This is a genomic window from Thalassotalea loyana (assembly GCF_030161435.1).
In the GTDB taxonomy this organism is placed as follows: domain Bacteria; phylum Pseudomonadota; class Gammaproteobacteria; order Enterobacterales; family Alteromonadaceae; genus Thalassotalea_G; species Thalassotalea_G loyana.
On sequence record NZ_BSSV01000001.1, the window covers coordinates 424920 to 443092 of the forward strand.

General features: G+C 39.4%; 16 protein-coding genes. 9 read left to right on the top strand and 7 right to left on the bottom strand.

Features of this window, described 5'->3' with window-relative positions; all coding sequences use genetic code 11:
- Position 1 precedes the first annotated feature (1 nt).
- Genes QQK05_RS01900 through QQK05_RS01910 form a run of 3 tightly spaced genes read left to right on the top strand, consistent with a single transcriptional unit; the run spans position 2 to position 4133 of the window.
- Positions 2-1186: a porin family protein gene (locus QQK05_RS01900; protein WP_284295680.1), complete on the top strand. Its 1185-nt coding sequence runs from the start codon at positions 2-4 to the stop codon at positions 1184-1186.
- 1 nt (position 1187) lies between these two features.
- Positions 1188-3617, top strand: a complete 2430-nt coding sequence (locus tag QQK05_RS01905; RefSeq protein WP_284295681.1) for a putative bifunctional diguanylate cyclase/phosphodiesterase — start codon at positions 1188-1190, stop codon at positions 3615-3617.
- An 18-nt stretch (positions 3618-3635) separates the two neighbouring features.
- The gene (locus QQK05_RS01910) at positions 3636-4133 is read left to right on the top strand and encodes a SixA phosphatase family protein (RefSeq protein WP_284295682.1); all 498 of its coding nucleotides are present in this window, start codon (positions 3636-3638) and stop codon (positions 4131-4133) included.
- Positions 4134-4193: 60 nt separating this feature from the next.
- On the opposite strand, the gene fbaA is transcribed toward QQK05_RS01910, so the two are convergent.
- Positions 4194-5270 carry a class II fructose-bisphosphate aldolase gene (gene fbaA / locus QQK05_RS01915; protein WP_284295683.1) on the bottom strand — a complete coding sequence of 359 codons (1077 nt, stop codon included), beginning with the start codon at positions 5268-5270 and terminating at the stop codon, positions 4194-4196.
- Positions 5271-5508: 238 nt separating this feature from the next.
- Between fbaA and QQK05_RS01920 the strand changes: the two genes are divergently transcribed.
- The gene (locus QQK05_RS01920; RefSeq protein ID WP_284295684.1) at positions 5509-6246 is read left to right on the top strand and encodes a FadR/GntR family transcriptional regulator; all 738 of its coding nucleotides are present in this window, start codon (positions 5509-5511) and stop codon (positions 6244-6246) included.
- Between the two features lie 143 nt (positions 6247-6389).
- Positions 6390-7049: a uracil-DNA glycosylase gene (gene ung / locus QQK05_RS01925; protein ID WP_284296419.1), complete on the top strand. Its 660-nt coding sequence runs from the start codon at positions 6390-6392 to the stop codon at positions 7047-7049.
- 82 nt (positions 7050-7131) lie between these two features.
- On the opposite strand, the gene QQK05_RS01930 is transcribed toward ung, so the two are convergent.
- Entirely contained in the window at positions 7132-8958 is a 1827-nt protein-coding gene (locus QQK05_RS01930; protein ID WP_284295685.1) for a protein-disulfide reductase DsbD, read from the bottom strand.
- Between the two features lie 4 nt (positions 8959-8962).
- Positions 8963-9274, bottom strand: coding sequence for a divalent-cation tolerance protein CutA (gene cutA, locus QQK05_RS01935; protein ID WP_284295686.1), 312 nt, complete (start codon positions 9272-9274; stop codon positions 8963-8965).
- A gap of 149 nt (positions 9275-9423) precedes the next feature.
- On the opposite strand from cutA, the gene QQK05_RS01940 reads away from it, so the two are divergent.
- The 4 genes from QQK05_RS01940 (at position 9424) to QQK05_RS01955 (ending at position 12742) form a co-directional block, all read left to right on the top strand.
- Positions 9424-9933 carry an FxsA family protein gene (locus QQK05_RS01940; RefSeq protein WP_284295687.1) on the top strand — a complete coding sequence of 170 codons (510 nt, stop codon included), beginning with the start codon at positions 9424-9426 and terminating at the stop codon, positions 9931-9933.
- A gap of 93 nt (positions 9934-10026) precedes the next feature.
- Positions 10027-10317, top strand: coding sequence for a co-chaperone GroES (locus QQK05_RS01945; RefSeq protein WP_169075117.1), 291 nt, complete (start codon positions 10027-10029; stop codon positions 10315-10317).
- Positions 10318-10394: 77 nt separating this feature from the next.
- On the top strand, positions 10395-12041 hold the full coding sequence (gene groL / locus QQK05_RS01950) for a chaperonin GroEL (RefSeq protein ID WP_284295688.1): 1647 nt from the start codon (positions 10395-10397) through the stop codon (positions 12039-12041).
- 344 nt (positions 12042-12385) lie between these two features.
- A complete protein-coding gene (locus QQK05_RS01955) occupies positions 12386-12742 on the top strand; it encodes a hypothetical protein (protein WP_284295689.1) in 357 nt (118 codons plus the stop codon).
- Positions 12743-12920: 178 nt separating this feature from the next.
- Here QQK05_RS01955 and QQK05_RS01960 read toward each other — a convergent pair whose 3' ends face one another.
- The 4 genes from QQK05_RS01960 to QQK05_RS01975 all read right to left on the bottom strand — a co-directional run bounded on the left by QQK05_RS01960 (position 12921) and on the right by QQK05_RS01975 (position 17886).
- A complete protein-coding gene (locus QQK05_RS01960; protein WP_284295690.1) occupies positions 12921-15350 on the bottom strand; it encodes a hypothetical protein in 2430 nt (809 codons plus the stop codon).
- Positions 15351-15570: 220 nt separating this feature from the next.
- Complete coding sequence (locus QQK05_RS01965; protein WP_284295691.1) at positions 15571-16260, bottom strand: hypothetical protein; 690 nt, start codon at positions 16258-16260, stop codon at positions 15571-15573.
- A 197-nt stretch (positions 16261-16457) separates the two neighbouring features.
- Entirely contained in the window at positions 16458-17306 is an 849-nt protein-coding gene (locus QQK05_RS01970) for an exonuclease domain-containing protein (protein WP_284295692.1), read from the bottom strand.
- Positions 17307-17331: 25 nt separating this feature from the next.
- Positions 17332-17886: a recombinase family protein gene (locus tag QQK05_RS01975; protein WP_284295693.1), complete on the bottom strand. Its 555-nt coding sequence runs from the start codon at positions 17884-17886 to the stop codon at positions 17332-17334.
- Positions 17887-18173 lie beyond the last annotated feature (287 nt).

Consider the following 18173-nt stretch of genomic DNA (forward strand, 5'->3'; position numbering starts at 1 on the left):
AGTGAAAAATTTAATTAGTATCATAGGCGCTGCCTCACTTGCGTGCACAACATCTGCTTATGCAAATGACAAGTTTCAGTGGCACGGGTTTGTCGCCCAAGGCGTTATTCAAGCGGAAGATACCACCTACGTAAATGACGATGGTGATGTTTCTCCTGAATTGACAGAAGTTGGCTTAAACTTTTCTTATCAGATATCACAAAGACTACGTTTAGCTGCACAAGGTGTTTATATAAACGGCGGCAATAGGTACAACGAAGGCGCACGAATCGATTACTTGATGTTGGATTGGCATGCGTACTCTGATGAAAATGACAATACCAATATATACTTCGGTCAAATTAAAAATTACACCTATTTGTATTCAAGTGTTCGAGATGTACCAATGGCAAGGCCATCAATATTACTTCCACAAGGGATGTATTTTGACGCAACTCGAGATTTAAGTGTAGGTGGTACAGGCGCATATATTAACCACAAGCACGACTCACTAAATTACGGTAACTTTGATTTTAACTTGTCTTCGAGTCGCTCTCAGATCTCTGATAAACAACGCCGCATTATGTTGGGTGATTTCGCTTCTGGTGATTTGGAACACGAGCTTGATGTCCAATCAAGCATTTACTGGCAGCCGTCAGATTTTTCACCGTGGCGTTTCGGATTAGGTGCGTTAACGGCTGAATTTAATTATGAAGCAGGAGACGTAGATCCGTTTGTTGACGGCAAACTCGTCCTTCAACGCTACACGGCAAACTTCAATTATGAAGGAGAACGCTGGCAATTCAGTGGTGAAATGATGCAAGAGAGATTTCGTTTAGAGAATCTTTATTTCACTGGCTCACTGCTCGATAGATTTAGCCAAGGCATTTATGGTCAAGCACGTTATAAATTAACAGATGACTTGACCTTACTTGGTCGTGTTGAGCGATTTTATGGAAACAAAGACGATCGCGACGGTGATATGTTAGAAGCAGGAAGCGGTGGTTTTGTGCCACATTATTTTGCCTATCAGCATACGACCACTCTAGGTTTAAGTTATGATTTTAAGCCAAATGTTCGCCTACAATTAGAAAACCATTGGGTGAAAGGTACTGCGCGATTAACGCCAATCATCTTCCCTGATCCTATCAATAACAGCAAGGAAGACTGGCAAGTTTGGGCTCTACAATTAATGTATTGGTTCTAATATGAAAAAGTTTTTTGTTGGCGTCTCATTTAAGCTGATTTCAATACTGGTAGGTACATTGTTGTGTATCAGTATTTTTTATTCGTGGCTGTCATTCGTCAAATTAGAATCTGATTATGCAAAGCACCAACAAGAGGCGCTAGAGCAGGGGCGAAACTTTTTCCAGATGCAATCGCATCAGTTGGTACAAGAGCTACAAATGCTTGTCGAATGGTTCTCTGATCCAGATCAGGCACAACGTTACTCTAGCTTTAATGATTTAGGTTCGGCTTTACAGCAACAGTTTGAGAAGATGCAAATGCATCTTGATATTGAAGACATATGGCTTGTTCAAGGTAATAAGGTTGAGTTTAACACCTCTGAAATGAGTACTGAGGTGCGTCAGATAAGTCAGCAAGTTCAATTCAAGCAAGAACCTGTATCAAAAATACTGTGTGATCAGCGATGTTTTCAAACGGTCGGCCTACCCATTATGAACCAAAGTGGTGAAGTCGCTTCTATCGTGATTAAAGCAAATATGAGTAACATGCTACTGGCCTTTAATAGCTTGCTCGATAGCGAAGTTTCTATTTTTCGCATCCCTCACAAAGGTAGCGTTGAATCTGCGGAAGTACTCTTAAGCTCTAATAAACCGTTAGCTGAATATATTAAAACATTGGAAGTTGCGGGTGAAAATATAGATGGCGCCATGAAACAAGGGTTAAATTTCTCGTTTCAGGAGCGCTATTACTTGGTGAACTTTTTGCCGTTAACATTGAATGAGAACGGTTCATACAACCTTATTCTGATTGAAGATTTAAGCCAGTACACAAAAGAAAGCCAATTGTATCGCAATCAATTCCTTGTCGCGGTAATCGTTTTCTTCTTGGTTGTCAGCTTCATCGTATTCATTATTTCAAGGACCTTTACTGACCGATTAGTTACGCTTGCTAGCTATCTCCCATTGTTGGCTAAGAAGCAATTCACAGAGTTTCGACAGGCGGAATTCAAACGTAAGAATTGGTTTAGTGATGAGCTTGATACGGTCATTGAGTCGGCAACCATGTTGAGCTATCAATTAGAGAAGCTCAACCTTAAAGTGAATTTGAAAACAAATGAGCTTGAAAATATTGCGATGTACGACCTTTTAACAGGGTTACCAAATCGTAATATGTTGAACTTTGAGTTAAAGAAGAGTCTCGCAAAGTTAAAGTACAGTACTCATGGTTTTGCATTATTATTCCTTGACTTAGATGACTTCAAAAAGGTTAACGACAGTTACGGTCATGGTGAGGGTGATAAGTTACTTGTTGAAGCAGCAAAACGCTTAAATGCCTGTGCACGAAGTATTGATGTCGTTTGTCGATTTGGTGGTGACGAATTCGTTATTATTTTAAGCCAATTAAGTGACGAAGAAGAGGGACAATCTCTAGCTAATGAGTTCCTTAAACAATTTAAGTCAGGTATTAAACTAGAGGATAACACCTTTTACGTATCGTCAAGTTTAGGCATGGTATATTGTGAAGATCACGCGGCAATTGCTGATGATCTGATATCTGCGGCTGATATTGCAATGTACGAAGCGAAAATGAATGGCGGCGATCAATGCTACGTTTATGATCCTCAAATGTACCAACGTGTAGCCCATCGCGTCATGATGGAAAGTGATGTACGTACTGCCTTATTGGAACACCAATTCAGCCTAGCATTACAGCCCCAGATTGAAGCAAACACTAATCGTTTTGTTGGTTTTGAAGCTTTATTGCGCTGGAAACATCCTGAACGAGGCATGATTTCACCAGATGACTTTATTCCGGTGCTTGAAAATTCAGAGCAAATGATTGAGCTAGGTTATTGGGTGGTTAGACGTTGTTTTGAGCTTGTTAGAAACTTTATTCAGTTGGGCTACAAAGACATTAAAGTCGCGATTAATCTATCAGCAAACCAGTTCTTAGATCCTAACTTGATTAGTTTCTTAACAAACCTCTTACAGGCATATGAAATTGATGCGAAGCATTTTGAGCTAGAGCTTACTGAGCAAACGTTGGTTGAAGATATCGACAAAGCTATCGAGGTCATGATTACGTTGCGAGAATATGGATTTAGCTTCGCGATTGACGACTTTGGTACCGGGTATTCATCACTCGCTTATTTAAAACGTATGCCAGTAGATATAATTAAGATAGACAAGAGTTTCGTTTTCGGAATGTTAGAAAACAATGCTGATTATCAAATCATTATGTCGACCATTGCGATGGTGAAAAGTTTAGACTTAAAAGTGGTTGCTGAAGGTGTTGAAACGAGCGCACAAATGCGCAGTTTAGAAGAGAATGGTTGCGATTATTTCCAAGGCTATTATTTTTCTAAACCGGTACCAGAAGACGAGATTGTGGAATACATTCAAGATCAGTTCAGGCATGGCGTGTGGAGCAATGCTGAAGTCTATCAGTAGATAAACTTTGTGAAAACTGTGCGTCTGTTAAGACATGCCAAGTCAGATTGGCAGACGCCTTTTACACATGATCACGAGCGAGGGTTGAATGCTCGTGGAATCAACGCAACAAAAGTTATGGCGCCTTTTATTAATAGTAGTTTTTCTCCTGAAACTGCTATTTTCACCAGCTCTGCCATGAGAGCTCAATTAACCCTCTCTTACATTTCTCAGCACAATCCTCACTCGACGTTGGCGCCTAATTGGCTAGTTGAAAAGGCACTTTATACTTTTGAGAGTAATACACTGCTTAATTGGTTAAGGCTTTTGGACGAATGCTATCAAGATGTTTGTATTGTTGGTCATAATCCCGCTCTAACTGAATTAGCCAACGAATTATCTGATAAAGCAATCGTTAACTTGCCAACCTGTGGCTACGTTGTTTTATCGTGTGATATCAATAGTTGGCAAGAATTAGCGGCGGGGTGTGCAAAAACGGTTTCTTATCTGACACCGAAATTGGCTAAGAAGGGCTGAAAAATAGCAATAAAAAGCAGGTATGTAGATATATCTGCTTATGTTCAAAATCGGACTGATTTAATATCTATCCATACAATTTAAGTCGTCAAAACAAACAACTAGGCGTTTGGTCATGCTTTGCTCTGCTTGTTTTAACCAAGCGCGCGGATCGTAAAACTTTTTGTTTGGCTTATCTTCGCCATCAGGGTTACCAATCTGGCCTTGGAGATATGCCTGATTGTCAGCGTAGTAGTCTTTGATACCTTCCCATGTCGCCCATTGTGTATCGGTATCGATATTCATTTTAATTACACCGTATGCAATAGCGTCACGAATGTCGGATAACTCTGATCCCGAACCACCGTGGAAAACAAAGTTTAATGGCTTTTTCGCCAAACCAAATTTCTCTTCAACATGATTCTGAGAATTATGAAGAATCATTGGCGTTAGTTTGACGTTACCAGGTTTATAAACACCGTGAACGTTACCGAATGAAGCCGCAATTGTGAAATCTTCTGATACAGCATTCAATACTTCGTATGCATAGGCAACATCTTCAGGCTGTGTATATAAAGCACTACTATCAAGATGTGAATTATCGACACCATCTTCTTCGCCACCAGTACAACCCAGTTCAATCTCTAAGGTCATACCCATTTTTGTCATTCGAGCAAGGTAATCACGACAGGTTTCTACATTGTCTTGAAGCGATTCAACGGATAAATCAATCATATGTGAGCTAAATAGTGGCTTTCCAGTAGTAGCAAAGTGGGCCTCACTGGCTTCTAGCATCCCGTCTATCCAAGGAAGTAATTCTCGCGCCGCGTGATCAGTATGCAAAATAACAGGAACACCATAATACTTAGCAACTTGATGCACATAATGCGCGGCAGCGATAGCACCAGCAACAGCAGCATCATTACCTGATAAACCTACGCTTTTACCAAGGAAGAAACTTGCACCACCATGAGAAAGCTGAATGATGATCGGTGAGTTTACTTCTTTAGCGGCAGCTAACGCAGCGTTAATAGAGTGGCTGCCAATCACGTTTACAGCTGGGTAGGCAAATTTATGTTCTTTTGCAAAGTCGAGTAAGATTTTAACGTCTGTTTGTGTTGCAACACCAGGGGCAACAAGCGTAGATAAGCGTTCCATGAAAATCCTTATATGTGAGAAGTTTGCACGCGTTTTTAGTATTATGGCATTGTTTTTCTTTAAGCGAAAATTTTGTGTGAATAGCGCATGTAAAATTGTCAGTAAAACCAATATTACGTTACTTGTATGACCAAAAAATGACGTAGCGTCTGATAATTTTTGCCAATATCCCGATAACTGGTTATGATAGTTTTAGTTAAAAAAGAAAGTCTTAAGAGATTTGGAGCGAAATAAGAGTATGAGTAATCGTCGCTTATTTTGGCATATTGTCGAGCAATTAGAAGCAGCGATGGACCGTGGTGTATACACGCCGGGTAATCGCTTACCACCTGAGCGTGAATTAGCTGAAACGTTTAACGTTAGCCGTCCAACGGTTCGTGAAGCCATTATTGCATTAGAAGTTCGCGGTCGTGTTGAAGTGAAAACAGGCTCAGGCGTTTATGTGTTGAAGTCAAATAACGCTGAAAAAGTTAAAAGCATTAATGCGTTTGAAGTAACGCAAGCTAGAGCGTTAGTTGAAGGTGAAGTTGCAGCGGTCGCTGCAACAACCATAACTGAAGATGAATTGGCTGAGCTCAAGCAAACATTAACCGATATGGAGCTTGGCCAAGATGTTGAGCGTGCTGATAAGTTGTTTCATAAGATTATTGCACAATCAACGCGTAATGCAGCGATGATTTTGTCGGTGGAAAACCTATGGAAGTTACGTGCGGCAACGCCTGAAGTGATCAATGACTACAATAGCGTGTGTAGTAAAGATAGCTCTAAAACAATTGAAGAGCACACGGCTATTTATAATGCACTTGAAAGCGGTGATGCCACAGCGGCAAGACATGCAATGCATAATCACTTTAACCGCTTGATCAATGCGTTGTTTGATGCAGAAGAGACTAAAGCACTAGAAGAGATAAAGCGCAAAGCCAGTGAGAAACGAGATTTATACTCAATTTCTCATTTAACGAAAGTTCGCGGGTAATCCAGCGTTGAAATTTAAAGCCACCAATGGGTGGCTTTTTTATTGCCTGAAAAGTCGATTGAGTGACTAATACCAATGACATTAACTTGATATAATGCTCGCCTGCGATAACACCAACAACACAATGAATATAGATGAATAATATGGACAACTGGCAGTCGTTTATCGACGAAGAAAAACAACAAGACTACTTAGCCGATACGTTAACCTATATCGCAAAACGACGATCTCAAGGTATTAATGTTTACCCCCGTGATAGCGAGTTGTTTAATGCGTTTGCGCTTACTCCATTTGATAAGGTTAAGGTCGTGATTATTGGTCAAGACCCTTACCATGGTGAGGAGCAGGCTCATGGTTTGAGTTTTTCTGTTCAAAAAGGCATTAAAATTCCACCGTCGTTAGTCAATATGTATAAAGAGCTTGTTACAGATATTGAAGGCTTTGTGAGCCCAGAACATGGTGATTTAAGCCATTGGGCGAACCAAGGTGTGTTGTTACTCAATACTGTCTTGAGTGTTGAAGAAGGGCAGGCGCATTCCCACAAAGATTTAGGATGGGAGCAGTTTACTGACAAGGTTGTTGAAAAACTGAATCAACGAGACGAACCGATGGTCTTTATTTTATGGGGTGCACACGCGAAAAAGAAAGGGAAAAGAATTAATCGCGATACACATTTTGTTATTGAAGGGCCGCACCCATCACCTTTGTCAGCTTATCGTGGCTTCTTTGGTTGTCGACACTTTTCAAAAGCGAACCAATACTTGACTGAAATTGGCTTAACTGAGATTGATTGGCAAGTCTAATCGCCGCAACACTGATTTAATTTAGGATCAAAAAAGGCAACGTAATCACGTTGCCTTTTTTATGTCTGTCGACACAAAGTGCTTATAAAAACGTTTTTAAATGAGCTGTAAATTCATCAGCGCCCATAAAACCAGTGACACGTTGTTGGCTTAATTCTTCACCGTTTAAGTCAAAGAATAAAATTGACGGTAAACCGAATACGTCAAAGTGTTCCATTAACTCAACGCTTTCATCACTGCCTGTGTCGGTTAAATCAATTTGAATTAACACAGTATTCGCAAGCGCTTGTTGCACATTTGGTTTAGGGAAAGTGTACTCTTCAAATTCTTTACAAGCGATACACCAGTCTGCATATAGATCTAACATTACGGTTTGACCTTGGCTGTTCGCCTTAGCAATTTCCGTGTTTAGTTCAGCTAGGTTGTTTACAAAAATAAAGCTCTTGTGCTCAGCTTGGCTAGCGCTATGCACTACCTGAGGACTTGGTGACACAATGTGATAAAGCTTTGTCGCACCAAAGAACATCATCAAGAAAATAACTAAGCTACGTACACCATATCCAAAGGTTTTCTGCGTTTGCGTATTAGCCACATAGAAGTAAGTTGCGCTGGCAAGTAATAACAATGCCCATAACACTTCACTAATTTGTGCTGGTAAGAAACGCTCTAATAAGAAAATTGGTACTGCGAGTAATAGTAAACCAAAGATGTTTTTGATCACATTCATCCAGTTACCCGCTTTCGGTAGAATCTTACCACCAGAGCTGCCTAGTACTAACAATGGTAAACCCATACCTAAACTTAACGCATACAACGCACTTGCACCGGTAATGATATCACCACTTTCAGCGATGAAGATTAACGCGCCCGTTAGCGGTGCTGTTGTACATGGTGATGCAACTAAACCTGAAATTGCCCCCATGCCAAATACGCCTTTGTATGAGCCACCTTCTTGTTTATTGCTCATTTCATTAAGCTTATTTTGCCAGCTAGATGGCAGAGCAAGGTTGAATAAACCAAACATCGACATAGCTAAGAATATAAACAATACACTCAGCACAATAAGGACTGCTGGGTGTTGGAACATGGCCTGAAATTGTGCGCCTGCAAGCGCAACAACCACGCCTAATACGGTGTAAGTTAATGCCATACCTTGAACGTAGAAGAACGATAAACTAAAGGCACGTTTTGTTGATAACCCATCACCTTGACCTACAATGATACCCGTTAAGATTGGGTACATTGGAAATACGCAAGGTGTGAATGAAAGTAATAAACCACCAGTGAAGAAAGCAAGCAGCGTGATAAGTAGGCTTTCATTCTTAAGCATATCGAGCAACTCAAATTGCTCTGAGGTGTTCGAGCTTGGCGCTGTTTCTGTCTCTGACGCTGTCTCTTCAACAGACGTAGCTGGTGTTTCTGTCAAGGCAGCTAAAACGTCGTTTGTTGAGTGTTCAACTGGGTCTAAGTCAATCGTTTTGACGACAGGAGGGTAGCATAAGCCTTTTTTCGCACAACCTTGGAATTTTACCGCCAATGTAGCGCCTTCAAGTGCTTCTTCGATGTTGATATCGAAAGAAATTGAATCAGGATAAATTTGCTGAACACCGAAAAACTCGTCTTCGTGTTCAATACCTTCAGGCAAAGTTACTGGCGTGATGGTGCTGTTGTTTGCCGTGAATTTAAATTGATGACGATATAGGTAGTAGCCTTCTTTTACGTTAAAAGAAATCTCTAATTGATTTCCTCTTTGATAAAAGTCGAACACAAATGCTTCATCAACTTTAAGAAACTCACTGTCGTTGCTAAATAACGACACATTAGAGGTATCAAAAATTGAATTTTGTGCAAAAGCACTTGAACAAAGAACTGTTAAAGATAACAGCCAAATCTTAATAATATTTTTCATACAGCTACTTCAAAGACTCAGTAATCCAGTTTAAATATGCGTGATTGCCAGCGTCAATATTAACGGCAATGATTTCAGGTACATCGTATGGATGTAACCTTTCAATAGCCTGTGTAAGTTCATCAACTTTATTGGTTAACGTTTTTATGATCAATTGTTGCTCATTATCTTGGTGAACTTCACCTTGCCACAAGTAAACTGATGTCATTTGTGGAATGATATTTACGCATGCTGCAAGTTTTTTGTTCACTACATTATGCGCTATTTCTTTGGCAACTTCTTGTGTAGGGCACGTACATAACACAATTTGATACATTTTTGGTTAAACCTTTTGTGAGCCTATCTACCTTAATATTAAGGTATTTTACACAGCTAGCATCTATTTACTATGCTTGTTGTTTAGCCTAGTGGTTGAAATAGACCTGTGAACCCACATATTTGTTTCATGCAATATTAGGAGTTTTTATGTTTCCCGTTTTATTTTTGTTGTTTGTACTTGTCCCTATCATTGAAATAAGTGTGTTAATTCAAGTCGGTAGTGTCATCGGTACGTGGCCGACAATTGCGATAGTGATATTAACTGCGTGGCTAGGTGCGAAATTTGTGAAACAACAAGGCATCGCGACCTTGCGCAATGTTCAAGAAAAGTCTGCACGTGGCGAAGTGCCATCTGAAGAAATCATCACTGGCTTTTTATTGCTTGTTGCTGGCGTTGTCTTAGTGACACCTGGCTTTGTGACAGATGCTATCGGTTTGTCACTATTAGTGCCTGCTGTTCGTCGAGGCTTAATTAGTAAAGTCCAACAGCAAATTAAGGTACAAGCAACCAGACAGTCAGGCTTTCATGCTCACTTTCATCAAGGTAATACCTACGAGCATGAACCGTTTGACCAACAACCTTTTGAGCAAGGCCAACCAAATAAACCTCCTCATCTTGGTCAAACGATCGAGGGTGAATACGAGCGCAAAGAATAATTTTTTTGCGCTTATACTTGTAAAGTATTTTTTTGCCCCTATTTATTCAAACATATTCAAAATTTAATTAACTAAATTCTCGGAGAGAACTAAATGAGCATTCGTCCATTACACGATCGCGTAATTATTAAGCGTAAAGAAGTAGAATCAAAGTCTGCTGGCGGTATTGTATTAACTGGTAGTGCTGCTGAAAAATCTACTCGTGGTGAAGTAGTTGCTGTAGGTAACGGTCGCATTTTAGAAAACGGCGAAGTTCGCGCGTTAGACGTAAAAGTTGGTGATCAAGTGATCTTCAATGAAGGCTACGGTGTTAAAACAGAAAAAATCGATGGTGAAGAAGTTCTGATCCTTTCAGAAGCTGACATTTTAGCAATCGTAGAATAGTCGCTCTCGACTCGATAGAAATAGAATTTAAAGCATGGCAATTGCGGTGCTAGAACAAAATTATAGGAATTAGAACAATGGCTAAAGACGTATTATTTGGTAATGACGCTCGCGCTAAAATGCTAGCGGGTGTAAACATCCTTGCAGACGCAGTAAAAGTAACATTAGGCCCTAAAGGTCGTAACGTTGTATTAGATAAATCATTTGGTGGTCCAACTATCACTAAAGACGGTGTAAGTGTTGCGAAAGAAATCGAACTAGAAGACAAGTTCGAAAACATGGGCGCGCAAATGGTTAAGGAAGTTGCTTCTAAAGCTAATGACGAAGCAGGTGACGGCACGACAACGGCAACGGTTTTAGCACAATCAATTGTTAACGAAGGCTTAAAGTCAATTGCAGCGGGCATGAACCCAATGGATCTTAAACGTGGTATCGACAAAGCAGTAGTTGCTGCGGTTGAAGAATTAAAGAACATCTCTACACCATGTGCTGATACAAAAGCCATTGAGCAAGTTGGTACTATCTCAGCTAACTCTGACTCAACTGTAGGTGAAATCATCGCAACAGCCATGGAACGTGTTGGTACTGAAGGTGTTATCACGGTTGAAGAAGGTCAGTCATTAGAAAACGAATTAGACGTTGTTGAAGGTATGCAGTTTGACCGTGGTTACTTATCACCATACTTCATGACAAACCAAGAAAACGGCACAGTTGAAATGGAAAACCCATTCATCTTATTAGTTGATAAGAAAGTGTCTAACATTCGCGAATTACTAACAACATTAGAAGGCGTTGCTAAAGCTGGTAAGCCACTATTAATCATCGCTGAAGATGTTGAAGGTGAAGCATTAGCAACATTAGTTGTAAACAACATGCGTGGTATCGTTAAAGTTGCAGCGGTTAAAGCACCTGGTTTTGGTGACCGTCGTAAAGCAATGTTACAAGACATCGCGACATTAACAGCGGGTACTGTGATTTCTGAAGAAATCGGCATGGAGTTAGAAAAAGCGTCATTAGAAGACTTAGGTCAAGCGAAGCGCGTAGTCATTTCTAAAGACAACACAACGATTATCGACGGTATCGGTGAAGAAGCTGACATTCAGGCACGTGTTGCTCAAATTCGTGGTCAAATCGAAGAGTCTACTTCTGATTACGACAAAGAAAAGCTTCAAGAGCGTTTAGCTAAATTAGCTGGCGGTGTAGCCGTGATTAAAGTAGGTGCTGCAACTGAAGTTGAAATGAAAGAGAAGAAAGACCGTGTAGACGACGCACTTCACGCAACTCGCGCAGCGGTTGAAGAAGGTGTTGTTGCCGGTGGTGGTACTGCATTAGTTCGCGTTGCTGACATGATTAAAGATCTTAAAGGTGACAACGAAGACCAAAACCACGGTATTAACGTGGCACTTCGTGCGATGGAAGCACCACTTCGTCAAATCGTAACAAACTGTGGTGACGAAGCGTCTGTTGTATTAAATGAAGTACGCAATGGCGAAGGTAACTTTGGTTACAACGCTGGTAACGGTACTTACGGTGACTTAGTTGAAATGGGTATCTTAGATCCTGCTAAAGTAACGCGTAGCGCATTACAATTTGCTGCATCAGTTGCTGGCTTAATGTTAACAACTGAAGCGATGGTAACAGACTTACCAGCTAAAGATGCTCCAGCAATGCCTGATATGGGCGGTATGGGCGGCATGGGCGGCGGTATGCCGGGCATGATGTAAGTTTTGCCCTATTTGTAGATTCCTTATAAATCAAGGAGTTACGCCCGTCATTTATACCGGCTGTGGAACGTTATGTATCACGGTCGGTATAACAAATGTATAACGTTCTTAAACACAATACTTCACATAACTAATCCTTTCAAGAATGCTCGCAAAGGGTACTTGTCACAATTCTATTTGTTCTCCGACAAACTCTAAAACTTAATCCCTGACCTCTGGAGAGTAAAAGCTCACACTTATTATTCTGTGTTCATATAAAGCTCTCCGTTCAATTTAACTAATAGAAATATATCCCCCCCATTCACCCTACGAGGACATAGGGGCATATAGCAGGAGATAAAATTATGAAATACACAAATACCAATACAGACACCTCCCACGCTTATTGCAAGAAGTGTGAAAAGATAACGCAACGTTTTAAGGCTAAGAAATTAACTCATGTGGGGAAGTGTAAACCATGTAAAAAGGAGCAAGGCCGCAATTGGAAAAGGAAAAAGCTTACTGAGACAAATATTAGAGATGGAATAGCAGCCGTCTATTTAGTCAAAATGTTCTCACTACAAACTAATGAAACGTTTTGGAAGATTGGATCAAGCGGAAACGTTTGGAATCGCATAAACAAACTTAAAGAGTCTGGTTACCGTGTTGAATTAGAGAAGTGTATTTTGCTTTCCCTCGGAGCTGGATGGCAGAGTTGTTGAACACTATTTGCATAAAACAATTACAGATAAATACACCCCTATCAATGAATTCAATGGACATACAGAATGTTATTCAACTCGTCCAAACGTAGACTTGTTTCTCTTTAGAGATCTAGGAGTAATGCCTAAGGGGCGTATTGACTGCACCTACTAACGATAAGCATTAAATGTTTAACAACTAGGGCAGTTGCAATAATGAGATAGAATCAGGGCTACTGAAAGTAAGTTCGTAAAATACTGACAAATCAGCTTTCACCAGCCCTTTTTCAACTATATAGCTAGGAAAGATCGGGACATACTCATCAAAATATGATGCGTTGGAAGTTAACTCAAGTTGCACGTTTTCTAGATCAACTTGAATAATGTTGTCTGAAATTACTTCAAGCCCCACACATTCAATATAGCTGGAATGAATGTACTCATACGAGTCCTGTTGTTTTTTAAACCCAAGCTTATTAAGCGTTTCTTTAGAAGCTAGAATTAATAGTCTTCCATTGCCTATGACAGTTTTGACATTGGCCTGAGCAGACTCTTTCAGCAGTTCAAAAAGTTTGTTAACGAAATAATTGTTGAAGCTGGTGCCATAAGTTTTCACGTCATAGTGGGTTTGATATTCTGAAAGCTCGAATACAGGTTTGTTTTCAATTTTGACTTTAAACTCGTTCCTCTTTACTTTTTTAGAATAAATAGTCGGAATAACCATCAATAAAGCGCGGCTTCGAGAAGCTTCATTCCAGCCACTTATCAGATCGTTCTTAAAGATTTTCCACCTTTCTATTGAAACATCCAAGTTATCAATGACTTTCTGTCGCATCTCTTCAACAAGTGCAATGGATTCTTCAATATATAGTTTGAGTTCAGTTGCGTTATTTTTCACAACTTCTACCGTATTTGAGATTTGCCTCAACTCAACACTCAAATAACTAAAAAGTTCTTTTAGCCTACTAACTTCAACATAATTGTTAGAAACGGATAAACTAGAAAGGTTGCCTTTCCTGTTTAAACAATATGCTAACTGTATTAACAGGAATCTTATGGCGTATGGCTGTATGCTTTCACGTTCAATAAATAAGCTCATATCGGTGATATGATGGAGTTTGCTAGCAAATAACTCGATGACTTCTTGTTCATTGCGCAGGAATAATGCTCTCCCCACGTAATGTACCTGAGTTCCTTTTGGCTGCTCCCATTCGAAACAACAAATCATTTCATTCCATCGTTCGTGGTATGCCATTAAAGCACCCATTTTGATACTCAGATAGTTATAATGATTTGAAAAAGCCTTTTTAAATAACTTCTTGAAATTTACCGCTTCAAGTTCAGAATCTATCTCTTCTTGAGTTAATGGCCTAGATTCACGCCAAATTCCATATTCAATGAAAGCGCTCCCATTCTTTAGAGAGTCTATTTTACGATATAAAGCGTCAGTGCTAGATAAGCTAAGAGGTATGTCGTTAAAATCTCTCCAATAATCATACAACCAGCTAATATCTTTGTCGTAATTCCTACGGATATAATTATCTTCATAGTCATCAATGAACGCATCGGAAACGTTAGTGTAAAGTTTGACTAATTTTTCTGGGTGCTTATGTGCGACCAGTTGAGCAATACTATAAAGAAGGTTAAATGTATCTAAAGTGCCGGCAGCGCTATGTTTAAAATGTAAACGGACTAAACCTTTAAATACATTTGAAAACCACTCACACTCCAATATCAAATCAATCCCTTGCCTATCGTGGTGTGACTGCCACCTAGCTAACTCGTAAATGTCGCTATACCAGTCTATCAGGCTACCTGAACTGCTTGAATATGCGCCTTTAGAGGTTATCTCATTGTATTGGGGATGATGAACTATTTCGGAGCAAAGGTCAGCTAACAGCCGTTGAGAACGAAAAGATAAAGGAGAGTCGCTAACATTGCGAGACACTTTAACGACCCTAATCAAGCCTCTCCAGTAAGTAAGAACAACTTTTATTTCTGCCTTATCTAATGAAAGGTACTCTTCTTGATAATCTCCAAAATATGTATTGATCACATGCCTATGAAGTGTATGAAGCAAATCAGTATAATTTTCATCCCAACTATTGCTGTTAAACTGTTCCAGCAAAACTTCTAACCCAGCCTCTAGATTAGCTAAGTCTCTTTTGTCATATCGTCTTAACTGTTCCTTGCTAACCTTTCGAGCCAACAAAGACGTCTTGGGAATTAATAAATTAGGTAGGTATTTGCTAGGCGTTTCAAGAACCTTTAAGTAGAGCCTTATATAAAACCAAGTAGCACCCAATACAAGAAGCACAAAGGTGATCTGTAAGGTAATGCTGATAATTAATTCCGACTTAGTTAAGATCGTAAGAGTACTATTTTCAGCAAGACTGGACTTGAAAATTAAACTAGACAATACGTAAAGAGATGAGAGAGATATAAGCGTAACTGGATTGACAATACCGGTGGTTAAACGCTTTGTTAAAACTCTGTTGTTATATTTCTCTGAAGATTGAACTGCTACTTGTATTGCCAAAGGGATACCAATAGCCACTAAGCCAACAAGAATAGTGAGAGTATCACTTACTACCTTTGACTGGTTAAAGAAGATATAAAGTACTTCCATGTTTATTAGCTAACGTCATGACAAATAAAACATTATTGTAACAGTGAAACTACCTGTAGTCATATGTGATGTGTATTAATTACATATCTAAATAAAGTGTCTTAAAGTATATCTATAGGTATCCCTTTGGTCTTCTTCCTGAAGTCAGGGAATATTATGTATTAACATTAAGTGTTAACTGGGTTATTTCGGTATTGAGCTAAAATAACCCTCTTAACAATTAGTAAATCCCAATTATCTCTTGAATATCGTCACGCAAGTAGAAAGTTGTAGAGTAAACAAGTTTCACCCAACCAAATTGTTCAAGCTCTTTTAGGCAAGGCCTTAAGTCGTGGTTTCTCACGCCAGATTCCAGAGTTAAATACTTGATAGGAATTGCTTTTCCTACTTTTTTTCCCTTAGGTGCTTTGAGGACTCTGTCAGATTGTATCTTGTATTTAAAATACTTCTCATCATAGCGCTCTAGTTGCTCAGAACTTTCGTAAACATCCTCAAATACAAAATGCACGTGTCTAAGCCTTTTTAACGACAATAATACTTTTTCATGTAGTTTAGCACTTCTGTTCTTTTGACTTATGATCTCCCAGTTTTCTCTCTTCAACGGAGAGTCAAAATAGGTATAAGCTTTGAATGAGTTACCCACTACAGAATTCGAAACTTTTGTTTTTAAAACCTTCTTACCCTTTACTGGAAGCTTGATAGATTCTTGGCTTTTCTTTCCAATTGATATGATTTTGATAAGCTTTCTATTTTCTAGTTGCTTGAGCGCTCTACTAACTGCGCTATCGAGTAGATCAGTCTTTTCTTTGGCAACTGAATACTTAACAATTTTATTCCCACTGTAAAAATCATTTGAATTCTCAAGTAGCTCTAATAAGCCTATTTGATTTTTACCTAAACCTTTTCCCATTTTCTCTCCTTTTGTAATTACACAATTTAACATGAATGAGCTTTAAGTGTTAAGTTGCAGCTTTGCATAGTATGTGCACTTAAGTGACTTTACACTTAATTTTAATTCATTCATTCTGAAGGAAGGGAGATTTATGCAAGGCTACTATCTAGAATGGTTAAAGTAGCCTTATGTAGAAATCTGAAGCTAATATGAAGTTATACGTTGACCAACTTTATAAAGTCACTTTCCTTCAAAATACGAATGGCGTGTCCTTTTTCTATCAAAGTTTCAGCTTTAAGGTGTTTGCTACTTTTAGACTTCCCTGCAAGCTTAGTTATATCCTGATCGCCAACCACCAATAGTGAAACCTTTTTAGTTACTCCACTAACAACCTCACACCCAGCTTTAGCAGCTATCTCTGCTGCCTCTTTTCTCGGTATTTCTAAAGCCCCAGTGAATACCATTACCTCTCCATAAAGGTCACCGTCAGGATTTCCTTCTTTGTTTACTGCTGCGGTATAGTCAGTAATTGGTCGGTTAGAATGCGTTAGCATCTCTTCTACATTTAGCTGCTTTTCGTTTAGTGCAGCCAACAACACATGGCCGCAAGCTTTTGCATCTTCAAGTGCATCATGATGCTTGAACTGAAAGCCTATTTTGTCGCATACATTTGCGAGACCATAACCACTATCCTTGAACTCTTCCCAAGTTCTTCTCGCGACTTTGGCAGAATCAAGCCACCTCGTCTCGATTCCATCTAAATTATACTTACTTAACGCTCTGCTGACTGAACCTTTGTCAAAGTGAGTGTGGCAGACTGAAATATTGTCTTGCATAAACTCTCTGAGCTTGTCAGCTACTTCAGGGAAAGTAGGAGCGCTAACAACATCACCTTCAGTGATGCCATGTACTTTGGTATTGAAGTAACTAAAATCATCTTCTGGATTTATCAAAGAGCTCCACTCATCGACCAAAATACCATTTGAAAACTTAGCGATTCCTATCTGGCAAATAGAAGCCATATCGGGATTAGCGGTTTCTACATCAATTGCAATAAAGTCCATATTCTTTCCTTTTGCTTTAATTTTGTTATTTAATTTCTTTACTAATGTTTAAGATTGTTGCTCTTGAAACACCATACTCTTTACTTAAACGAAGTTTACTATGACCGTTGGCTAGCTTGTCTAGTACCTCTCTTTTTTGAACTTCAGAAAGTTTGGGTTTACGGCCTCCATAGTTGCCTGAAGCAGCTTTCCCTTCACTTGTTCTAGAAACAATAAAGTTCCTTTCCATTTCCGCAAACATAGCTAAGAGCTGAACCATAGCCTTGCTCATTGGGTCATCTTTGGTCGTATCTATGTTTTGGTCTAAAGCTATCAGGCTAACGTCTAGACTTTTTAAGGTATCCAAACAGACTAAGACTTGAGTTAAAGACCTACCAAGTCTATCTAGCTTAGTCACTACCACGGTGTCGCCGCTACGGACATAGTTAAGTAAGTCTGCTAGCGCTTGCTTGTTAGTCTCTTCCTTTCCTGAGTGTTTACCTTGGAATACCTTCTCGCAACCAAAAGATTCCAAAGCCTTTAACTGAGTTGTTAAGTCTTGTTGTTGAGTTGACACCCTTGCGAATCCAATAAGAGCCATAATTACCTTCTAACTTAGTGTTGGAAACTTAAGAGATATTAACACTGGTGTATTTGGGTGTCAAAAACTCATGGTTTGTATTTTGTGACAGTGTCAATAATTGCCATTTGTGTTTATGACATTATTTTGGTTTTAAGTCCGTGATTAAAAAAATGAACTTTTCAAAAACCCGTTTTGTGTAAACGTGACTATGTGACGCAATCGTCATTAGAGAAGGTTAGCTCGTACTAGCCCCCCTACCTTAGAAGGAAGAAAAGGAAGACTTAAAAGATACTTTAGAGACCTCA

Bases quoted from the DNA above. Each gene is read 5' to 3' on its own strand.
- cutA (WP_284295686.1), bottom strand. From the start codon at position 9,274: ATGTATCAAATTGTGTTATGTACGTGCCCTACACAAGAAGTTGCCAAA.
- ung (WP_284296419.1), top strand. From the start codon at position 6,390: ATGGACAACTGGCAGTCGTTTATCGACGAAGAAAAACAACAAGACTAC.
- QQK05_RS01960 (WP_284295690.1), bottom strand. From the start codon at position 15,350: ATGGAAGTACTTTATATCTTCTTTAACCAGTCAAAGGTAGTAAGTGAT.
- QQK05_RS01970 (WP_284295692.1), bottom strand. From the start codon at position 17,306: ATGGACTTTATTGCAATTGATGTAGAAACCGCTAATCCCGATATGGCT.
- QQK05_RS01905 (WP_284295681.1), top strand. From the start codon at position 1,188: ATGAAAAAGTTTTTTGTTGGCGTCTCATTTAAGCTGATTTCAATACTG.
- QQK05_RS01955 (WP_284295689.1), top strand. From the start codon at position 12,386: ATGAAATACACAAATACCAATACAGACACCTCCCACGCTTATTGCAAG.
- QQK05_RS01945 (WP_169075117.1), top strand. From the start codon at position 10,027: ATGAGCATTCGTCCATTACACGATCGCGTAATTATTAAGCGTAAAGAA.
- QQK05_RS01975 (WP_284295693.1), bottom strand. From the start codon at position 17,886: ATGGCTCTTATTGGATTCGCAAGGGTGTCAACTCAACAACAAGACTTA.
- QQK05_RS01920 (WP_284295684.1), top strand. From the start codon at position 5,509: ATGAGTAATCGTCGCTTATTTTGGCATATTGTCGAGCAATTAGAAGCA.
- QQK05_RS01940 (WP_284295687.1), top strand. From the start codon at position 9,424: ATGTTTCCCGTTTTATTTTTGTTGTTTGTACTTGTCCCTATCATTGAA.
- groL (WP_284295688.1), top strand. From the start codon at position 10,395: ATGGCTAAAGACGTATTATTTGGTAATGACGCTCGCGCTAAAATGCTA.
- fbaA (WP_284295683.1), bottom strand. From the start codon at position 5,270: ATGGAACGCTTATCTACGCTTGTTGCCCCTGGTGTTGCAACACAAACA.
- QQK05_RS01930 (WP_284295685.1), bottom strand. From the start codon at position 8,958: ATGAAAAATATTATTAAGATTTGGCTGTTATCTTTAACAGTTCTTTGT.
- QQK05_RS01965 (WP_284295691.1), bottom strand. From the start codon at position 16,260: ATGGGAAAAGGTTTAGGTAAAAATCAAATAGGCTTATTAGAGCTACTT.